Below are 19,772 nucleotides of genomic sequence, written 5' to 3' on the forward strand. Positions count from 1 at the left end.
ATGAAGTTGTGGGGTTGGGCGTTGCTGATGGTTTGTTTGCTGGGATGCGGTAAGCAGCAGGACATAGTGCCCTATGTACCGGTAAATGTAACCATACAAAAAGGCGACCCGCGATATAACACTATTAACAGCGCGGGAAGTGTTATTACTTTTGGCGGGGGCGTTGCCGGAATAATAGTATATAATAATGGCGGTAACATTATGGCATTTGATCGCTGCAGCAGCTATCAGCCCGAAAAACAATGTGCCGTTGTTGCCGACGAAGGTTTGCCAACTGCTACTGATCCCTGTAGCGGATCAAAATTTTCACTTACTGATGGTTCGCCGGTAAAGGCACCGGCTACCAGAGCGCTAAGAATGTACAATGTAGTGGTTACACAATTTGAAATTAAGATTACCAATTAATGGAAGCCGATAAAATTAAAGACAGCATAAAGCGCGCTGCGCAAGACCTGTTCCGTAAATTCGGTTACCATAAAACCAGCGTAAACGAAATTGCCAAAAAGGCCCGCATTGCCAAGGCCACTATCTATAAGTATTTTGACAGTAAGGAAGCGATACTCCACTCGCTACTGATGGATTATATACAGGTAAGTGTTAATGAACTGATCAATTCAACCCCTGCCGAATATGATGAGGAGCAGCATCTGTCAAACCTTATCATGAAAACCTGTCGGCTCTCGTACACCGTTTGTAACGAGTTTATCGGTTGGGAGTTTATCCGCGAGTCGGCCAACTCGCAGGAGTTTTTAAAAAACTTGTCTAACGAACTGGAAGATCTGTTGGTACTATCGTTTACCCGACTTAACGGCATGCCTAAGCACGAAACCTACCAGCAGCGACTACGTTTTTTAATTAAGTGCAGTAAAAGTATCGTATTCAGCTTCGCGTTTACATCAGTAAGCGATGCTGATGTGCGTAAGAATTTTGTGTCGTTTCAAAAAGAAATTTTGCCTTACCTGGTAAAAGCGGCTATTATGGTTTAAATATTTTTAAATAAAACTTTGAAAGATAATAAATTCTTCATTACTTTGAAAACAAAAGTACTTTCACGTGGAAGAAAAACAAATTCACGACGATCTGGCATCCATCCGCAGCCTGATGGAGCGCTCGTCAAAGTTCATTTCACTTAGCGGATTATCGGGCGTTCTGGCGGGTGTATACGCACTGATAGGCGTTTGTATTATATATTTTAAATTAAGTGGTGCCAACACTGCTTATAGTGTAATACCCGGGTGGCACACGATAATTTATTATTTACCTTCAAGTACTATTTGGATTGCCATAGGTGTTTTAATTGCCTCTGTTGTTACATGTGTTGTTTTATCTACCTATAAAGCAAAAAGGAAAGGCCAGCAGGTATGGGGCCCAGCAAGTAAAGCTCTTCTATTTAACATATCAGTACCGCTTTTGGCAGGTGGATTATTTATTATTATTTTACTTGGAAGAGGAATATTCGAATTTGTAATACCTTCCTCACTAATTTTTTACGGCCTTGCGCTGGTTTCTGCAAGTAATTATACCTTTGGCGTTGTGAAATATCTGGGCATACTTCAAATAGCTTTGGGATTGATTGCCGCTTTACTGCCGGGTTATGGATTGTTGTTATGGGCTTTAGGCTTTGGGGTACTGCACATTGTTTACGGCAGTATAATGTACTTTAAATATGGCGGCTAAAAATCCTTTTGAAAATCTTGATAAGGCTTTTGAGAACCGCGTAAGGCTGCAAATTATGAGCGTACTGGTGGCTAATGAACGGTACGATTTTAATTCGCTTAAAGAATTGCTGAGCATTACCGACGGTAATCTGGCATCGCACTTAAAAGCGCTTGAAAAGGATGAATATATTGTGGTAAACAAAACATTTGTTGGCCGCAAGCCCAATACCAACTACGCTGCTACTGAAAAGGGTAAAAAAGCATTTAAACAACATATTGACGCACTTGACCAATTTTTAAAACTACAGAGAGGAAAATAATTTTTTTTATATCTAAACTTTGAAACACAAAGTACTTTTAATTATCAAAAAGATGACAGACGAACCAAAATCACGCGGATTTTTAGACTGGCTCAAGGAGTCGGCCGCGGTAAAAGCATTTTTTATAGGATTTATTATTTTATTACTGCTCATTCCATCGGTAATGATACAGGGGCTGATCAGTGAACGGGCCGAACGTCAGGATGGAATAATTAAGGATGTATCAGCTACGTGGTCGGGCAGCCAGTTAATCAGAGGGCCGGTGCTGGTAATCCCTTATAAAAAAATTGAAAATATAACAGACACAGCCAAAAAAGTGATCCAAAAAGCAACTATCGACTATTTGTATGTACTCCCAGATGCTTTGAAATACCAGTCACAATTAAAAACGCAGGTGCTTCACCGCGGCATTTATGATGTAGTGGTGTATAATGCTGTAGTGAAGGTTAGCGGAAATTTTGATAAACTGAACCTGCAAAGTTTAGGCATAACCGAATCACAGCTTATGCTTGACAGGGCTAAAGTAACATTTGGCATAAGCGACCTGAAAGGATTAAAGAATAATCCTGTAATAAAATTGTCTGATCAGCAGATACGTGTGGAGCCTGTGTTAAGCGGTTCAGCATTATTTGCCAATGGCCTGCAGGGCGGCATTAACCTAACCGGCAAAATAGGTAGTACATTAAACTTTAGTTATGATATGGACATAAAAGGTAGCGGTGGTTTGCACTTTATGCACCTGGGTAAAGTAACGGATGTTGCTGTAACCGGCAACTGGAGTAGTCCGAGCTTTGAAGGACGTTATCTGCCCGACACCCGGGATATAAAGGACAGCAGCTTTACTGCCAAATGGCGCATGCTGTATTATAACCGCCCATATCCTCAGCAGTGGGTTACTGATAACACCTTATTAAATGTTGAGGAACCGGGAGACAAACTGATTTACACGCGCGAATCAATAGACATTGCTACAACCACCGGTCAGCAAGACGCGGTGTTTGGTGTAAGGCTGCGCCTGCCTGTTGATGAATATCAAAAAACCATGCGTACAAGCAAGTATGCCATACTTATTATTTTACTAACCTTTGTATCGTTATTCCTGACCGAACTTATAGGCAAGTACAGGGTGCATGTGTTCAACTACATCCTAATCGGGGCCGCAATGGTTATTTATTATACCTTGCTGTTGTCATTTGCCGAGCAGGTCGGCTTCAATTACGCGTATGCTATAGCATCAATTGCTACCATAGCACTTATAGCCACATTTATCGCGTCGCTGCTTAAAAACCGTAAGGCAGCCGCTTTATTCACACTGATACTTACTGTTTTCTACGCTTTTATATTCGTTATTATACAGCTTGAAGACCTCGCTCTGATGGTTGGCAGCATAGCCCTGTTTGTCATCATCGCTATACTGATGTATGTATCCCGCAAAATAAACTTCGACAAAAATTAACACCTTCCTTATCACTTATCTCATCCCGGCAGCTGGGGGCAGCTGCCGGGTTCAAAAATTGAAACTTATGAAAGCATTTGAATATGCCTTAAAAATGTGGCAAGCAAGCGTGTTGCTACCGCCGGTAGTTCTTGCTTTTTATTTCACTGTAACACAATATGAGGCCGAGCCATTATCCTTTATACTTACAGCGGTTGTTGTTGGCATAATTTACTCATTTCCAAGCTTTGTCATATTTGCTTTTATGTGTTACTGCCTTGCCGGAAAAAACCTGACACAGGTGCAGCAAAAGTCGCTGCTTTCTTTTGCCGGTATGGCCTTAATTGTGTTTGCATTTAATCTTTTTTATGATGGCATACTTACACACGGGGTCAGGCAGGGATACTTGGGCTATGTTGCAACTTATACATGTGTATTGGTTGCCGTGATTTGGTGCTATAAGCCCGATGCGGTTGAAAGTAGCGCTGTTAAAGATATTGGTGCCCTATAAATCAGAAACTAATCATAATATGATACATACAAGTAATTATTGGATAGGGCATTTTAAAGCTAATGCCTTTCAAAAAAGAGTCGACTGGGATAAATTCCCTGAAATTAGCGAAGCAGAGATAAATACCATTTTATCTTCATTACAGGCATGGCAGTTGGGCGAAACCTCTGAAGGCCTGCATCTGATAGCCGCTGCCACCAAATATGCTAATAAAGTAAATGATCAAGCATATATTGAAGCGATTAAGTTATTTATTAAAGAAGAGCAAAAGCATGGCGGCAATCTTGGTCGTTATCTTGATAAAATCAATAAAGCACGTATCAAAAAAGATTGGGGTGACAGTCTGTTTAGGAAGATACGTTATTTTAATACCAGTATGGAGTTGTGGACGCTGGCTGTGATTACTGTTGAAAGTACTGCGCAGATTTTCTACCAGGCACTAAAAAATGCTACCAACTGCAGTTTATTAAAACAGATATGTACTGATATTTTAATAGATGAAGCATATCATATCACTTTTCAAACCGAACGTATGGATATGATATTTCAGCATAAAAGTTCATTTTCAAAACTATGGCGTGCGCCTGCTTATAAGGTGTTTTTCTACGCAACTTCTCTGCTTGTTTGGTTCGCACATAAAAAAATATTTAATGCCGGCGGACTTGATTTTAAATCATATTGTCGCAAAATGCGATATAAATATGCCCGTACTTTAAAAACTATAACGGCTACATCGGGCTACATACAATTTGCGTAATAAAAATAATATATACGCATACTCATCTGGTGTACTCCTTTTATCGTAATTTATTTTGAACTGGGTTATCAGTTACTTTGTTAGATTAAAACTTAGTGAAATAAGGATATTTTCGGTTTTAATTTTTTCTGAATAGCCTATAAATCAGTAGTATTGCTATTTGGTAGATGTTTAGACAAGATTATTTTCGCAGTTAACCAATAAAAAACAACCAGTAATCAACAACGTAAATATATTTCGTAAAACTTAAAGTATTATTAGGTGCCATATACTTCATTGAAGACTGACAGCCTTTCATGCGGACCTTTATGCGGTTCAAAGGCTGTTAATGTTGCTCATGCTGACGTTCCTTTAAGCCGGCAGATACATGACTTTTTTACCGGGCTGCTTGATACCGATAAATGGCCCGCACGCTGGCACTGCGGTGAGTGGAGCGACTTTCATGGGTGGCTTTACCTGCTGTCTGATCTTGGTATCTGGGCGGCCTATTTTGCCATCCCGCTGTTACTCATCCACATACTTGTAAAACGCAAAGACGTTCCCTTTTATAAAATATTCGGCCTGTTCATTGCTTTTATCCTGCTTTGCGGCTTAACCCACCTTATTGACGCGATGGCGTTTTGGTGGCCGGCCTACCGCTTTAGCGCAGTACTGCGTTTTGCTACCGCTATAGTCTCCATGTCAACGGTGTATGCGTTGTACCGAGTAATGCCGATGATACTTAATTTGCGCTCAGTAAGCGACTTGCAGGCTGAGATAGAAAAAAGGCGGATTATTGAAGAAAAACTGGCTGCCAGCGAGTTTTTGCTTTCAGAAGCCGGGCGCATAAGCCGTGTAGGCGGTTGGGAACTTGATGTAGCTAACAACAAGCGAACCTGGTCAAAAAGTATTTATGATATTTTTGAACTGCCGTATGATAGCCCGATAGACGATGTGAATATGCTGCAATATTTTCCCGGAACATATTATAATCAAATGGATGAGGCCATTACCAATGCTTACAACCACGGCGGTAGCTGGGATATGGAAGTACTGGTATCTCGCAAAGACGGCACAACCATTTGGGCGCGATCAATTGGCGAACCTTTTTTTGATGAAGAAGGAAAACTGATAAAGCTGCGTGGTGTGTTTATGGATATCGACCGATACAAAGTAAACGAACTCGCGTTGAGCAAATCGCTCGAACTGCTTACCCAAAACAACCAGCAGCTAAAAAATTTTACGCATATCCTGTCACATAATATACGTAACCATGCCAGCAACATTTCATTGATATCTTCACTGATAGATACAACATCGCTTACCGAGGACAATGCCGATCTGGTGGATAAAATTAAAAGTATTTCAGGCGGACTTAACGATACGCTTAACGACCTATCAGAAGCTATCAAGATAAAAGACAGTGTGATCCAGTCAGAAAAACTGGGATTTGAGGCCGTTACCCTTAAAGTAATGCGTATCATTCAAAATGACATCCGGTTAAGCGAGGCTGTGATTAATATGGACTTTAAGGTTGAAGAAGTAAACTTTCCGCCTATATATCTTGAAAGCATTATACTAAATTTGCTGACTAATACCATTAAATACCGTAGTGAACGTTCGCCGGTTATTGAATTGCGTACATATAAAGATGAGAAGCAATGCACCGTGCTTGAGTGCCGCGATAACGGCAGGGGGATTGACCTTAAATTGCATGGTGAAAAGATCTTTGGGTTATATAAAACTTTCCATGATACCAAGAACGCGCGTGGCGTGGGCTTGTTCCTGGTGAAAACACAGGTAGAATCGCAGGGTGGCAGTATACAAGTTGAAAGTACGCCCGGCGAAGGATCAGTATTTAAAATAATTTTTAATGAATAAGATAAATATAGCTTGTGTTATTGATGACGATGAGATTTATACCTTCGCCGTTAAACGTATTATAGCACATGAAAAATTTGCCGAAAAGACATTATTTTTCCATAACGGCAAAGTGGCACTTGATTTTTTTATTGAATACCTAAACAAGGCAGATATGCTGCCTGATGTGATACTGCTTGATATCAACATGCCTGTGCTTGATGGCTGGCAGTTTATGGATGAGTTTGTAAAGTTAAAGCCGCATATTGATAAAAAGATTGTGGTGTATATTGTAAGCTCATCGATTGCCGAAGACGACCTGGACAAGGCAAGGTCAATTGAAGCCGTTTCAGATTTTATAGTAAAGCCTATTACTGTCGAGAAACTGCATTTGATACTGGAGCAGGTTAACCAGAGCGAAGTATAACCGGAGCATTTTTTAAATAATTGACTTACCTTTGCAGCCTGATGAGCAGAGGCACAAAGCATAAATTTTTTGAGAACATAACCGTCATTGACATTGCCGAAGAAGGCAAGGGCGTAGGCAAGGCGGACGATTTTGTATTGTTTATTGACAAGGCTATTCCGGGTGATGTGGCTGACGTGCAGGTTTTCCGCAGCAAGAAAAACTTTGGCGAGGGAAAGATAACCGAGCTTAAAAAGCCTTCAGAATACCGTGTTGAGGCCTTTTGCGGGCACTTTGGTACTTGCGGCGGCTGCAAGTGGCAGCATATGACGTATGAGGCACAGCTGAAATTTAAGCAAAAAGCTGTTGCCGACGCGCTAAGCCGCCTGGCTAAAATTGATGTAAGCGGCATGTTGCCTATTGTACCCTCACCAGCTGATAAATACTACCGTAATAAACTCGAGTTTACCTTCAGCAACAAGCGCTGGCTGTATGACGGCGAAAGCCGCGACAACGAGCAGCTGAACATGGATGCCCTTGGCTTCCACATACCCGGCCGGTTTGATAAGATACTGGATATTAACCACTGCTACCTGCAGGCCGAGCCGTCAAATTCGCTGCGTAACAGCATACGCGAATTTGTGTTGCAGCATGGTTATTCGTTTTACGATTTGAAGCAGCACACCGGCGCGTTGCGTAACCTGATCATCCGTACCTCATCAACAGGGGAAATAATGGTGGTGGTGGTTTTCGCTTATGCTACAGAGGAAGAAGTAAGCAAGCTGATGGGCTATCTTGAGACTGAGTTCCGGCAGATCACTTCTTTATTGTACATCATCAACCAGAAAAAGAACGATACCATTTTTGACCAGGACGTACTGGCCTGGAAGGGCCCTGAATACATCTACGAGGAAATGCCGTCGCCGCATGGTGTTATTAAATTCCGTATCGGGCCGAAATCATTTTACCAAACCAACTCGATACAAGCTTTAAAGTTGTACGAGATAACACGTGATTTTGCAGGCTTCACCGGTAACGAACTGGTGTACGACTTGTATACCGGCGCGGGCACCATTGCCAATTTTGTGGCCGGCCATGTACGCGAAGTGGTGGGTGTTGAGTACGTGCCATCGGCTATTGAGGATGCCAAGATCAATTCGGCTATCAATAACATCAGCAATACCAAATTTTACGCGGGTGATATGAAGGATGTACTGTCGGCGGAATTTGTGGCTGAGCATGGCAAGCCTGACGTGATTATTACCGACCCGCCGCGTGCGGGCATGCACCCTGATGTGGTAGCCAGGCTGATGGAAATTGAGTCGCCGAAGATTGTGTATGTGAGCTGTAATGCCGCCACACAGGCCCGCGACCTGCAGGTATTGAAGGAAAAATACGACACGGTTGTAATTCAGCCGGTTGATATGTTTCCGCATACACAGCACGTTGAGAATGTGGTGCTGCTAACGCTTAAGCAGGTGTTGACGTCAACAGAGTCAACACCGTCAACAGAGTCAACACCGTCAACAGAGTCAACAGAGTCAACACCGTCAACAGAGTCAACACCGTCAACACCGTCAACACCGTCAACACCGTCAACACCGTCAGAAATTTGACACCAATTAATAAAGTTAGTGTTTACAGTTTAAATATTAGAATTTATACACATGGATCCTGAAGAATTACTGAACGAAGGAAACAACGAGCAGAAAAAGGCTAAAAGCCCGCTGCTAAGCCTTGAGGTTGACTTGAAATTTTTCAGCGAGTCGATACGCGAAGTGGCTGTTGAGATAATGGTTGAGGGGTTATCTGCCTACCCTATTTTTATAGCTCATCAGCATGAAATGAAAATAGGGGAGGTGATACTGGATAAAAACGAGTTGAATTCTGATTGGACTATACATGCCAGCACCCTTGAAGAATTCATTGAGCGTGGTGTGATAAAAAAGGAACTTAAGCAAAGGTTTATAGACAGTTATAAAAACCCGCACGATTATATGTGCGTGTTTGCAGTAGTACCCGAGGGCGCCAATTTCGTTTTCTTTCCATACGGAAAAGAGTAAAGTATTAAGGTAAAAAAGTTTAGGCTTTATACGGGTAAAGCCTATCTTAGCTAATAATTTATATCAGCACTAAAATGCCCGATAAAAAACTTTTGATACTGAACAGCCAGCAGATACAGCAAAAGATAGACAGAATTGCCTACCAGTTGCTGGAAGATAACTTTGATGAAGAAGAAATTATTATAGCAGGCATATTGCCGCGCGGTAACCTTGTAGCACAGCGTTTAAAAAGTATATTGGATGACATCGCTCCATTTAAAAGCCGCCTGCTGAATATTGAGATTGATAAGCAAAGCAGTACATTAAAATCATCTATAAGTACCGATTTGCAGGAATGCGCCAACAAGGTGATTATAATTGTTGATGATGTGCTGAATAGCGGCAAAACGCTTGCTTATGGAATGGGCGTGTTTCTGAATATTCCTCTAAAGAAGATTCGTAGCGTAGTGCTTATTGATCGTAACCACAAAAGCTTCCCCGTTACTACCGATTTTTCGGGCATAGCCCTTTCCACCGTAATAAAAGATCATGTTGATGTTGTTTTAAATAAAACAAATGAGGATGATGCGGTGTATTTAATATGATTTGTTTAAAGGTGTAGGTGTGCCTATTCCTCAATTGAGTAAAAACTTCTACGTTATTGCGTGGTGCTATTTTCCCGTTACCACGCCAATTAAGCAAATTTAATTTTATATAAGTTCAAAATTTCAAATTTTTCGGCTGGCATTACTTTTGAATAACTGTTAATACCCTTCTCAGAGGGTTTGTTTTTCATAGGTAGATGTAAGGCCGAAATACTGCGAGAGTCATTTCGGTCTTTTTTATGCCTTTATCTTTTTACTTTGCTTTTGTTGCCAGCGCCTGTTTACCAAACCTAAGCAGATCAGGCGCCTGAATAAATCCAACTGTATATAACACCAGCTTACCCTGAGGATTAAATACTAATAGTGTTGGATAAGCCTGCAGTTGCCACTGTTGCGCCAGCGAGGGGCCAACGCCTTTTTCCATATCCATGGCCACATTTATAAAATTGCGATTGAAAAAAGCGGCGGCTTCCTTATCTTTAAAAGTAGTGCGTTTAAGCATTTTGCACGGACCGCACCAAACGGCATAGGCATCAACAAACACATATTTGTTTTGCTTTTTTGCCATATCAAGCGCCTGCTGCCAGGCGTTTTCCATAAACACGATTTTCTTTGATGTAACCGCCTGCTTTTGCGCTATAACAGTTAGTGGCAGCAGTAATATAAATAATAATGCCCTTTGCCGGGCACGGCGTAATAATGTTATCATACAGGTAGCAAAAATAAGGACAATTACCCGTTGGTAACTGTCCTTAATCAAATCAATAGTATATTAGTTTCTGCGTCCGCGGCCGCCACCACCTTCTGAACGTGGTTGTTGTTGCTGGCGTTGCGATTCGCGTTGTTGTTGTATCTGTTGGCGTTGTTGCTCCTGCTGCTGACGCTGAGCCTCACGCTGCTGCTGAACTTGCTGCTCACGTTGTTGGCGTTGCTGTTCGGCTTGCTGCTGGCGTTGTTGATCTTGCTGCTGACGCTGAGCTTCGCGTTGCTGCTGCATCTGCTGTTCACGTTGTTGACGTTGCTGTTCGGCCTGCTGCTGGCGTTGTTGATCTTGCTGCTGACGCTGAGCTTCGCGTTGCTGCTGCATCTGCTGTTCACGTTGTTGACGTTGCTGTTCGGCCTGCTGCTGACGCTGAGCTTCACGCTGTTGCTGCATTTGCTGCTCGCGCTGCTGACGTTGCTGTTCGGCCTGTTGCTGGCGTTGTTGCAATTGTTGTTGACGCTGAGCCTCAGTTTGCTGCTGATCACGACGACCACGTAACTGTTCAGCTTGCTGCTGGCGTTGCTGATCCTGCTGCTGGTCGGCCTGACGGCGTTGTACTTCACGGTTTTGATCGGCCTGTTGCCTTTGTGCTTCCCTTTGCTGACGTTGTTGTTCACTAAGATCACGCTGAGCCCTCCGCCTGTTATCGTCGTTATTGTTACGTACATCAGCAGCATTGTTGTTACGTACACCACCACCATTTACATTGGCATCACGGTTTTGCGTACGCTCGATGCGGCGGCTTGCGCGGCTTTCAGGTTTGTCGTTATTCACACGTACTACATTGCTTGCAGGTTGTTCACTGCGTGCGGTACGGGTAAGGCGTTCAACGTTGTCTTTGTTGATACCTCTTGAGCGGTCGGCAATTACTCCATCCGGGTTAGCACGACGGTAAGCGTTACCGTCAACCACACGTGAAGGCTTGGCGTTATCAATCCTGCGAACCGCCGGGCGGTATATATTCAAGCTGTTATCACGTACACTGCGTCCACCGCTAACAGGCCTGCGGCTGTTGTTAATGTTGTAAACCCTTACTTCGCGGCCGGTTACACGCCTTACATCGTCAACCCTTGGGCCGCTGTAATACCTGCGGTTATTGTACACATATGTGTTGTTGATGTATGTAGTACGGCGTATAATGGTTACCCTGTTGCTGTAAGGCACATAGTAGTTGTATATGTACGGATCGGCAATGTACGCTTCGGGAGCGCATGTCCAGTAGTAATCCGGTACATCATAGTTGCTGAATGACATGCCGATACTAAAGCCGGGAGTTAAAGGCGCCCAGCCATAATAGCCGCCACCCTGTCTCCAGGTTACCCATGCAGGTGCCCATTCGTAACCAGGTACCCACATCCAGCCGTAATAGTTGTCAAATGTCCAGCGGCCGTAGTGGAAAGGTGCCCAACCCCAGTCGTAATCAGACACCCAGGTATTGCCATATGATGTCATTACCCAGTGCCCGCGGGTTGAATAAGGCTGAAAGCCATCCTCTACATCGGGCACCCAAACGTTACCATAGTCGGGGTTATACACCCAGGTACCGTAAGGCTCCAGTTCGTCGTAAAAGTCCTGGTCGGTAACATAATCCTGGGCGAAACTTTTATTTGGAGAGGCCAGTACTGTTAGAAGTACTATTAAAATAAAGCCCCATATTTTGTTGAAGATTCTCATAATTCACTCAATATATACATCTCTGACTTTCAATTTTGTCAAACGTTTAATGCCCTGTAACTATTAGGTTGATTATCCCTTAAAGGTTACAAATAGCTTACAAATGCAGTTATTTACCGCTATCTTTATACCAATATTAACTGATAAATAATATGAGTACTGTAAATATTCCAACGCTCGACCTGAACGATTATGTGCAAGGCAGCGATGAGCAGCGTAAAAAGTTCTCAAACGATATCGGCAAAGCCTTTAACGAAACCGGCTTTGTTACCATTACCAACCACAGTTTAAGCAAAGAACTGATAAACGAGCTGTACGATAAGGTAAAAAAACTTTTTGCCCTGCCTGATGAAATAAAGAATAAGTATGAGATACCCGGCCTTGCCGGTCAGCGGGGGTATACGGGTAAGGAAAAAGAAACGGCCAAAGGCTTCACCAAACCTGACCTGAAAGAATTTTGGCAGATAGGGCAAACCGTTGAAGATAACGATCCTGTTAAGGATATTTATCCCGAAAATATAGAGGTAGAAGAATTGCCTGAGTTTAACGCTGTAACATCAGAAATATACCGCAAGCTCGAAACCATTGGCAAGCACCTGCTTAAAGCCATCGCCGTTTATTTAAACCTGCCCGAAAATTACTTTGACGACAAAGTACACAACGGCAACTCCATATTGCGCACGCTGCATTATTTTCCTATTGAAAACCCTGATGCCGTGCCGGATGACGCGGTTCGTGCCGGGGCACATGAAGACATCAACCTGATTACCCTGCTGATTGGCGCCAGCGCCGACGGCCTTGAGGTACTTACCCGCGACGGTGAATGGTTCCCGGTAAAAGCGCATGGTGAAGACCTGGTGGTGAATGTTGGCGACATGCTGCAAAGGCTTACCAATAACAAGCTGAAATCAACAACCCACCGTGTGGTAAACCCGCCGCGCGAACTGATGAAAAATTCACGTTTTTCGGTACCGTTTTTCCTGCACCCCAAATCAGACATGGACTTAACCTGCCTTGAGTCGTGCATCGATGCCGAACATCCAAAGGCTTATGAGGATATCACCGCAGGCGAATACCTTGATGAAAGGCTGATAGAGATAGGGTTGAAGAAGTAAAGTCATTTATTCATATTTAAACGCCCGTCATTGCGAGGAACGAAGCAATCTCTACGCATGTAAATCCACATGAAAGTTCAGAGGTTGCTTCGTTCCTCGCAATGACGCATTTATTTAACCTTGCAATTTCAGATATTCCTTATCTTCGCAGCCTGAATTATGATATCTAAAGGATGATCTTCCTGACTTTTTTTCTGGGCCTTGCAGCTAACTTTATAGGGTATATTCCCCCGGGAAATATCAACCTAACGCTGGTGCAGATCACCATAAACCGCGGTTTTAAACAAGCCATGCAATTTATCACCGCGTTTTCTATCATCGAGTTCTTTTTTACGCTGTTTATTATGCATGCCGCCAAGTGGCTGTCGCAACAAGCCAAGCTTGATACGGCTATAGATTATGTAATGATAGCGTTGTTTACGATTTTGGGAACCATCACCTGGATAAATCGTAATAAACCGCCTAAAACCAAATACTCTAATCACTCGGCAATTAAATACGGCATTATGCTGGGTTTTATCAACCCTATGCAAATCCCTTTCTGGACTATCACCGGTACTTATTTAATTACTCACCAGTGGATACTGGACGGCGAGTTTGCGCTGGTAATTTTTAGTTTAGGTTCGGCAGGCGGATCATTTTTGTGCCTATATGCCTATGCTAAGTTTGCACAGTATATTCAAAGCAAATTTGAGTTAAGTACGAGGGTAATCAACATTAGTATAGCGGTACTTTTCTTCGCTTTTGCGGCTTACCACATCTTTAAGCAGATCTATCTGGTTTTTCTCAAGCATTAGCCGTTGGTTCTTTTTTGCCGGCATTAATGTTCCATATTTTTTCAGCCTTACGGCCTATGAACCAGAACGATATGGCCAGTATGCCGAAGAACAGCGTACGGTTCATGTGTTCCCACAGGTACTCGAAGTATTTGGTATAAACAAATATTAGCAAAAAAGTTATGCCGAACTCGCGGGCTATCACATCGTGCTTTTTAAGGCCGTACCACAAGAAGCCGCCTGCCACAATCCCGGCGATAATTCCCCAGTAATACAGACTGATTTGCTTGATTTGCCACCAGCTGTCCACACTGCCCAGGTTGCCAAAAATGCTTAATAACCACAGTGAAAGGAAGAGGTAAAGTAATCCTACCACATAGGTAAGTTCCCAAAAGCGCTCTAACCATTTTTTATTTTTAAGCAGATAGCAGGCAATAACCAGCAAGCTGCCGAATACCACAAAACGCAGTGGGTAGTTCATACCCAAAAAGTAGTCGGCCCATCGGGTTTGGTAACCTGTTTCGGTGCCAAACCAACTGCCCAGCGATATTAGCGCGAATAGCCATATCATACCCGAATCTATCCGCCAGGCTAAAAAGCCGTACACAAATACTGAAAGCAGGAACAGCAGCGAATAATGCCCCGAACCATTATCAAACGTTTTGCCTAAATAAGCAACGCAACTTGCCGTGAATAACACTCCGGCAAAAATCAGCGCTTCGTTACTGAAAACTTTCTCAGGATAAAGCCTTTGCCGTTTGCGGCCTATATAGTAGAAGTAAGCCGCCGCAATACCCGAAAGTAGGCTGATTATAATATCGGGTGTGTTATACAGCTTGCTCAATAATTCAATAACATCCCTGTCAATAATCAGCGAACCAACGGCAATCACGCCACAAGCCAGCGCCACCCAAAACGAGTACTTAGCCAGGCGCATCCAGTCGAAACCCTTTATTTCGTATGATGACTTAAGTTTTCCGGCCAGATCACTATCAACCAAACCTTCCTTTTGCCAATGGGCGATAGCTTCGTCTAAAAACTCACTTTCCTGTTTATCAATGTTCAGCTTGGCCATACGCAGGTAATATGGTAATTGTATTTGATAATACAAATAACCGTAAAATTGGTTGATAGCAACCGGCTGTTATTGCGGCGGGGTACTACGCATCAAACCTGTTAGCTTGTAATAGTTTTCCAGTTGCCGGGTCATTATGGCTTCACCCGCACCTACCTGTATCAGGTCGCCGCCTTCATCTGCACCATAACCACCCAAAGCCGCCGAGCGTACATCGGCCATGTAGCCCGGCCATTTGCCGCCGCTCCACGAGTAACCAAACAAAAAGCCGCTGGCGTTTGCCAGATTCATCTTTTGCTTCCAGTCGAGCTGGAACTGCACAAAGGGCTCACCCGGGCAAACAGCTATCGCGATCTTGTTATTGATGAGGATGGTTGAAAAATGCACATTGTATTTTAACGACTTGTTGTACCTGCCGGTTAAAGTGATGGAATCCGCCATCAGTTTTATGTCAGCTTCGGTAGCTGAAGGCGCTTGTATGCTTTTTGCCAGACTAATAGCTTCCCATGCCAGTAGTTCACCCACGCGTTCCATTACGCCGTAATCGGTAGGCATCGGGTCGTTAGGACCCGACCGCCGCCTGCTGATCTGTAACGACTCAATATTCCCGCCGGCTCCTTGTACAAACAGGCAGTTTATGCCCTTACCCAGCGCTTCTTCCACCTTGCGGGTGGCAACGCCCGGGTAATCGGCTGATATAGCATAATTAAAACAAACAATATCTGAATGCATAGCATAGTTCATGATCACTGCACGCGTGTTGCCTTGATTATCAGTGATTTTTAACAAGCCCAGTTCCTGGTCAACCGGGCCGAACGGGATACGGTCGGGGTTTTCTACCTTGTAATGCGCGTCCCCTGTCCACGATTGTTTTGCATGGCCATCTTCACGAATGATCAACCTGTTGAAGCCAAGCTGCGGAAATGTTTTGTACCCGGCAGCGATGCGCGCCTCGAACATGTTCTTTACAGCCATACCTACTACCTTGATTATTTGTTCCTCATAAAAAGGTACATGGATGTTATTTTGAAAAGCCCATTTGCCATCCGGATGCGGCTCGGAATGTGTATGTGATGAACTGATGATGACCTGCTGCAGTCCGAACTTTTGCTTACATATCTGTACCACGCGGTCGCTTGAAAATATTGCCAGGTCGACAGCTACAATAGCCAGGCGTTTACCGGCGACATCAAGTATCAGGCTGCGCGCATATACCGAATCGTGCAGCGGTTCATCGGTTTTAGGGGTGATATTTATTTTGGCGGTGCCCGCCATCAGCCGCCCGCTTTGTGCATACGATGAGTTAGATCCGTAAAAAATAATGACTAATAATACGCTAAGGAAATAGGTCGCCCAAGGCGATATGCTTTTTATTCTGCTCATAATACGGTTAGTAATTGAGCTACTAAAGTATGGCAGGGTATTAATAAATACTTAATTGCTGATTAACCGGAAGAAAGAAGAAAATTTAATCAGAAAGTAAGGTCAGTACAGCTTGCTGGTCTTTGGCCAGTTGTGCCTGCAGTTCTTCCAGGGACGAAAATTTTACGTCTCCGCGAACATAGTGCAGAAAATTCATGCGTATTTGCTGGCCGTAGATTTCCCGGCTGAAATCAAAAATATTCACCTCTATATTACGGGTCACACCGTTTACGGTAGGGCGGCTGCCGATATAGGCCATGCCTTTATGCGTTTCGCCTTCAACCTCAACAGTAACGGCAAAAATACCGTCGGCAGGTATCAGTTTATAGTGCTCCTCTATCAGGATATTAGCAGTTGGGTAGCCTATTTTACGGCCGATTTGGTCGCCGCGGATCACTTTTCCGGTAAGAAAGTATGGGTAGCCTAACAGGGCATTGGCCTGTTTAATGTCGTTTCCAAGCAAGGCATTACGTACACGGGTCGAACTGACGGCTATCTCATCAATATCTTCCTCAGGTATTTGTATCACATCAAAACCATATTGTGGCGACAGATGCAAAAGATCGTTTAAGCTGCCGCTGCGGTCTTTGCCGAAACGATGATCGTAGCCGATAACAATTTTTTTTGTGCCGATTTTGTTCACCAGCATATCGCGGATATAATCCTCAGGCAGTTGGTTTGAGAAGTCGCGCGAAAATGGGGTGATAATGAGGTGATCCACGCCAAGCTGCTCAAGCAACAGCGCCTTTTCCTGCATGGTGTTGATCATCTTCAGGCTTTCATCTTCCGGATTAAGTATCATCCGCGGATGCGGAAAAAAAGTAAGTATTACCGTTTCGCCGCCGGTTTCACGCGCCAGGCTTACAATGCTTTCAATTATCTTCCGGTGGCCAAGGTGTACGCCATCAAACGTGCCGATAGTAACCACAGCATTATTTACCGGCTTAAACTCATCAATATGATGATAGATGTTCATTGGCTGCAAATGTATGGTTTTGGGATGATTTTTAGTTAGGAAGATGTTTGTGTAATTATTGAAACGTCATGCCGAACTTGATTCGGCATCCTACAGGACGGGCTACTTTGCATGAGAGATGCTGAACCAAGTTCAGCATGACCTTATTATTTATTAATATTGAATATGGTATTTAAACAAGGGTATGTTTACATTATGTCCAACCAATACCGAACAACGTTTTACATAGGTGTAACCAGTAATCTTGATTCGCGTGTTTGGCAACATCTTAATGGCGACGGTTCTGTGTTTGTCAAAAAGTACTTACTGTTTGATTTGGTTTACTACGAACATTTTGACTGTATTGAAGATGCTATTGCCAGAGAAAAGCAACTAAAGAACTGGCATAAACAATGGAAGGTAGACCTTATTCAATCTGTTAATCCAGAGATGCAAGACTTAAAGGACACTTTGAATAGTTAATATTCATCATGCCGAACTTGATTCGGCATCCTACAGGACGGGCTACTTTGCATGTGAGATGCTGAATCAAGTAGGACACTAAAGCTATGCTTGTACACTCTTTAACTCTCTGATAATATTCACCATCTCCATCACCTCACGGGCATCTTCAACTTTAAAATTACCACTGCGGGTGCGGCGCAGGCGCGACAGGTAGGCACCATTGTTTAAGGCCTTCCCAAAATCATTCACCAGAGAGCGGATGTAGGTGCCTTTGCTGCACACTACCCGAAAATCAACCTCGGGCAACTCAACGCGTGTAAGTTCAAACTCAGTAATGGTAACATTGCGCAGGCGAAGCTCTACTTCTTCGCCACGGCGGGCCTTTTCGTATAGTCGCTCACCTTCAACTTTTACTGCCGAATGCGCAGGCGGGTACTGCTGTATATCCCCGGTGAATTGCCGGGTAGCGGCATGAAGCTGTTCTTCAGTGATATGGCTGATATCGAAAGTTTGGTCGACTTCGGTCTCCATATCATATGATGGTGTTGTAGCGCCCAATACCATAGTGCCGGTATATTCTTTTTCTTCAGCCTGAAACGTATCTATCTGCTTGGTCATTTTACCGGTGCAGATGATCAGCAGCCCGGTAGCCAAGGGGTCGAGTGTACCGGCATGACCTACCTTCAGTTTAAGCGGCTTAAAAGCGTTGCGTATTTTACCAACAACATCAAAGCTGGTCCAACGATAAGGTTTGTTTATCAGCAGCAGTTCGCCTTCTGCAAATTCATTGATATGGGTGTAGTTCTCTTTCACGTACGTTTATAAAGCAAAAATAGCGATGGGTTTCAAACGCATCGCTATTTAGTATAATGTTTGTTGATTAAATTACTTCAAGGTTGTGCCCGCTTAGATAAAGCGCGATGATTATGCCGCCAACAACAATGCGGTACCAGCCGAAAATCTTAAAGCCTTTTTTCTCCAAAAAGGTAATAAAGGTGCGGATAGCCAACAGCGCAACTATAAAGGCAATAATGTTTCCAATCAGCAGTAATTTAACTTCTTCGCCCGAAAATACATGGCCTTCTTTATAAAAGTCGAGCAGCTTTTTAGCGGTTGCAGCAAACATGGTTGGTACGGCCAAAAAGAAAGAAAACTCTGCAGCAGCGGTGCGGCTAAGCTTTTGCGACATGCCGCCGATGATAGTAGCTGCCGAACGTGAGGTGCCGGGAATCATGGCCAGGCACTGAAAAAAGCCGATTTTCAACGCGGTTAAAAAGCTGATGTCTTCTTCTTTTTCAACCAACGGTTTGTTGAACCATTTATCAACAAACAGCAAAATAATGCCGCCTATAAACAGTGTAATACCTACGGTAAGTGCGCTTTCAAGCAACGCGTCTATCTTATCGCTTAATAGATAACCAAAAACAGCCGATGGTATAAAGGCTACGAGCAATTTAAAGTAAAAGCGTGTCGACTGGAAAAAACGTTTGAAGTAGAGAATGACAACCGAAAGTATGGCCCCAAGCTGTATGGCTATAGTAAACAGCTTGATAAAAGGATCGGAAGCTATACCCATTGCCGATGAGGCGATGATCATGTGGCCGGTTGATGAAACAGGCAAAAATTCGGTTAAACCTTCAATAATTGCCAAAATAATAACATGAACAATATCTATCATGCCTTAGAAGCGGGTTTACGTAATATCGCGTAAAAACCAATTCCAAAACCGATAAGTACTACCACCGGCGCTACCACAATTTTGGTTGTGCTGTAGATATCGGTAGTGCCCGACATCAGGAAAAAGCCGAGCGCAACCACGGCAATGGCAATAATGAATACGGTGTAGTTAGCTTTATCAAATATAAAGTTGACCGGCGTGTTGTTCGCTGGCGTCGGTTGTGTTTTAAATGGCGTAGTTGGTTTTGTTACTTTTTGTGCCATGTTTTTATTGAGT

At 43.5% G+C, this 19,772-nt stretch carries 23 protein-coding genes; 15 read left to right on the top strand and 8 right to left on the bottom strand.

The features are described 5' to 3' along the window. The 12 genes from EOD41_RS17810 to EOD41_RS17865 all read left to right on the top strand — a co-directional run bounded on the left by EOD41_RS17810 (window position 1) and on the right by EOD41_RS17865 (window position 9,573). Window positions 1-405 carry a Rieske (2Fe-2S) protein gene (locus EOD41_RS17810; protein WP_127707465.1) on the top strand — a complete coding sequence of 135 codons (405 nt, stop codon included), beginning with the start codon at window positions 1-3 and terminating at the stop codon, window positions 403-405. Next, window positions 405-986: a TetR/AcrR family transcriptional regulator gene (locus tag EOD41_RS17815; RefSeq protein WP_127707467.1), complete on the top strand. Its 582-nt coding sequence runs from the start codon at window positions 405-407 to the stop codon at window positions 984-986. The genes EOD41_RS17810 and EOD41_RS17815 overlap by 1 nt, the downstream gene beginning before the upstream one ends. A 67-nt stretch (window positions 987-1,053) precedes the next feature. Beyond that, window positions 1,054-1,677, top strand: a complete 624-nt coding sequence (locus tag EOD41_RS17820; protein ID WP_127707469.1) for a hypothetical protein — start codon at window positions 1,054-1,056, stop codon at window positions 1,675-1,677. Continuing rightward, window positions 1,667-1,978, top strand: a complete 312-nt coding sequence (locus tag EOD41_RS17825) for a winged helix-turn-helix domain-containing protein (RefSeq protein WP_127707471.1) — start codon at window positions 1,667-1,669, stop codon at window positions 1,976-1,978. The genes EOD41_RS17820 and EOD41_RS17825 overlap by 11 nt, the downstream gene beginning before the upstream one ends. Window positions 1,979-2,030: 52 nt before the next feature. Continuing rightward, window positions 2,031-3,434: a cell envelope integrity protein CreD gene (creD, locus tag EOD41_RS17830; protein WP_127707473.1), complete on the top strand. Its 1,404-nt coding sequence runs from the start codon at window positions 2,031-2,033 to the stop codon at window positions 3,432-3,434. Between the two features lie 67 nt (window positions 3,435-3,501). Then, window positions 3,502-3,924, top strand: coding sequence for a hypothetical protein (locus EOD41_RS17835; protein ID WP_127707475.1), 423 nt, complete (start codon window positions 3,502-3,504; stop codon window positions 3,922-3,924). Window positions 3,925-3,943: 19 nt separating this feature from the next. Further along, window positions 3,944-4,681 (top strand): ferritin-like domain-containing protein, encoded by a 738-nt coding sequence (locus EOD41_RS17840; protein ID WP_240663484.1) that lies wholly within the window; start codon window positions 3,944-3,946, stop codon window positions 4,679-4,681. A 276-nt stretch (window positions 4,682-4,957) separates the two neighbouring features. Then, window positions 4,958-6,541, top strand: a complete 1,584-nt coding sequence (locus EOD41_RS17845) for a sensor histidine kinase (protein ID WP_127707477.1) — start codon at window positions 4,958-4,960, stop codon at window positions 6,539-6,541. Beyond that, window positions 6,534-6,947, top strand: a complete 414-nt coding sequence (locus EOD41_RS17850) for a response regulator (protein WP_127707478.1) — start codon at window positions 6,534-6,536, stop codon at window positions 6,945-6,947. The genes EOD41_RS17845 and EOD41_RS17850 overlap by 8 nt, the downstream gene beginning before the upstream one ends. A 41-nt stretch (window positions 6,948-6,988) precedes the next feature. Next, the gene (gene rlmD, locus EOD41_RS17855) at window positions 6,989-8,542 is read left to right on the top strand and encodes a 23S rRNA (uracil(1939)-C(5))-methyltransferase RlmD (RefSeq protein WP_127707480.1); all 1,554 of its coding nucleotides are present in this window, start codon (window positions 6,989-6,991) and stop codon (window positions 8,540-8,542) included. 51 nt (window positions 8,543-8,593) lie between these two features. After that, complete coding sequence (locus tag EOD41_RS17860) at window positions 8,594-8,989, top strand: hypothetical protein (RefSeq protein WP_127707482.1); 396 nt, start codon at window positions 8,594-8,596, stop codon at window positions 8,987-8,989. Between the two features lie 74 nt (window positions 8,990-9,063). Next, window positions 9,064-9,573: a phosphoribosyltransferase family protein gene (locus tag EOD41_RS17865; protein ID WP_127707484.1), complete on the top strand. Its 510-nt coding sequence runs from the start codon at window positions 9,064-9,066 to the stop codon at window positions 9,571-9,573. A gap of 253 nt (window positions 9,574-9,826) precedes the next feature. Here the strand turns inward: EOD41_RS17865 and EOD41_RS17870 are convergent, their stop codons facing one another. Continuing rightward, window positions 9,827-10,282: a thioredoxin family protein gene (locus EOD41_RS17870; RefSeq protein ID WP_127707486.1), complete on the bottom strand. Its 456-nt coding sequence runs from the start codon at window positions 10,280-10,282 to the stop codon at window positions 9,827-9,829. 63 nt (window positions 10,283-10,345) lie between these two features. Beyond that, window positions 10,346-12,010 carry a DUF6600 domain-containing protein gene (locus EOD41_RS17875; protein ID WP_127707488.1) on the bottom strand — a complete coding sequence of 555 codons (1,665 nt, stop codon included), beginning with the start codon at window positions 12,008-12,010 and terminating at the stop codon, window positions 10,346-10,348. A gap of 152 nt (window positions 12,011-12,162) precedes the next feature. On the opposite strand from EOD41_RS17875, the gene EOD41_RS17880 reads away from it, so the two are divergent. Together EOD41_RS17880 and EOD41_RS17885 are read left to right on the top strand one after the other, a co-directional pair. After that, window positions 12,163-13,125, top strand: coding sequence for an isopenicillin N synthase family dioxygenase (locus tag EOD41_RS17880; protein ID WP_127707490.1), 963 nt, complete (start codon window positions 12,163-12,165; stop codon window positions 13,123-13,125). 173 nt (window positions 13,126-13,298) lie between these two features. After that, complete coding sequence (locus tag EOD41_RS17885) at window positions 13,299-13,922, top strand: LysE family transporter (protein WP_127707493.1); 624 nt, start codon at window positions 13,299-13,301, stop codon at window positions 13,920-13,922. Here EOD41_RS17885 and EOD41_RS17890 read toward each other — a convergent pair. The 3 genes from EOD41_RS17890 to EOD41_RS17900 form a co-directional block, all read right to left on the bottom strand. Further along, window positions 13,912-14,976: a DUF2157 domain-containing protein gene (locus EOD41_RS17890; RefSeq protein WP_205780590.1), complete on the bottom strand. Its 1,065-nt coding sequence runs from the start codon at window positions 14,974-14,976 to the stop codon at window positions 13,912-13,914. The genes EOD41_RS17885 and EOD41_RS17890 overlap by 11 nt on opposite strands. Window positions 14,977-15,045: 69 nt before the next feature. After that, complete coding sequence (locus tag EOD41_RS17895) at window positions 15,046-16,359, bottom strand: neutral/alkaline non-lysosomal ceramidase N-terminal domain-containing protein (protein WP_127707495.1); 1,314 nt, start codon at window positions 16,357-16,359, stop codon at window positions 15,046-15,048. Window positions 16,360-16,444: 85 nt separating this feature from the next. Beyond that, window positions 16,445-17,374: a bifunctional riboflavin kinase/FAD synthetase gene (locus EOD41_RS17900; RefSeq protein ID WP_127707497.1), complete on the bottom strand. Its 930-nt coding sequence runs from the start codon at window positions 17,372-17,374 to the stop codon at window positions 16,445-16,447. 165 nt (window positions 17,375-17,539) lie between these two features. Between EOD41_RS17900 and EOD41_RS17905 the strand changes: the two genes are divergently transcribed. Then, the gene (locus EOD41_RS17905; protein ID WP_127707499.1) at window positions 17,540-17,836 is read left to right on the top strand and encodes a GIY-YIG nuclease family protein; all 297 of its coding nucleotides are present in this window, start codon (window positions 17,540-17,542) and stop codon (window positions 17,834-17,836) included. A gap of 84 nt (window positions 17,837-17,920) precedes the next feature. On the opposite strand, the gene truB is transcribed toward EOD41_RS17905, so the two are convergent. The 3 genes from truB to EOD41_RS17920 form a co-directional block, all read right to left on the bottom strand. Then, on the bottom strand, window positions 17,921-18,631 hold the full coding sequence (truB, locus tag EOD41_RS17910; RefSeq protein ID WP_127707501.1) for a tRNA pseudouridine(55) synthase TruB: 711 nt from the start codon (window positions 18,629-18,631) through the stop codon (window positions 17,921-17,923). Window positions 18,632-18,698: 67 nt separating this feature from the next. Further along, window positions 18,699-19,493 (bottom strand): undecaprenyl-diphosphate phosphatase, encoded by a 795-nt coding sequence (locus EOD41_RS17915; protein ID WP_127707598.1) that lies wholly within the window; start codon window positions 19,491-19,493, stop codon window positions 18,699-18,701. Then, the gene (locus EOD41_RS17920; protein WP_127707503.1) at window positions 19,493-19,759 is read right to left on the bottom strand and encodes a DUF3098 domain-containing protein; all 267 of its coding nucleotides are present in this window, start codon (window positions 19,757-19,759) and stop codon (window positions 19,493-19,495) included. The genes EOD41_RS17915 and EOD41_RS17920 overlap by 1 nt, the downstream gene beginning before the upstream one ends. Window positions 19,760-19,772 lie beyond the last annotated feature (13 nt).

Source organism: Mucilaginibacter limnophilus, from assembly GCF_004005815.1.
Taxonomy (GTDB): Bacteria; Bacteroidota; Bacteroidia; order Sphingobacteriales; family Sphingobacteriaceae; genus Mucilaginibacter; species Mucilaginibacter limnophilus.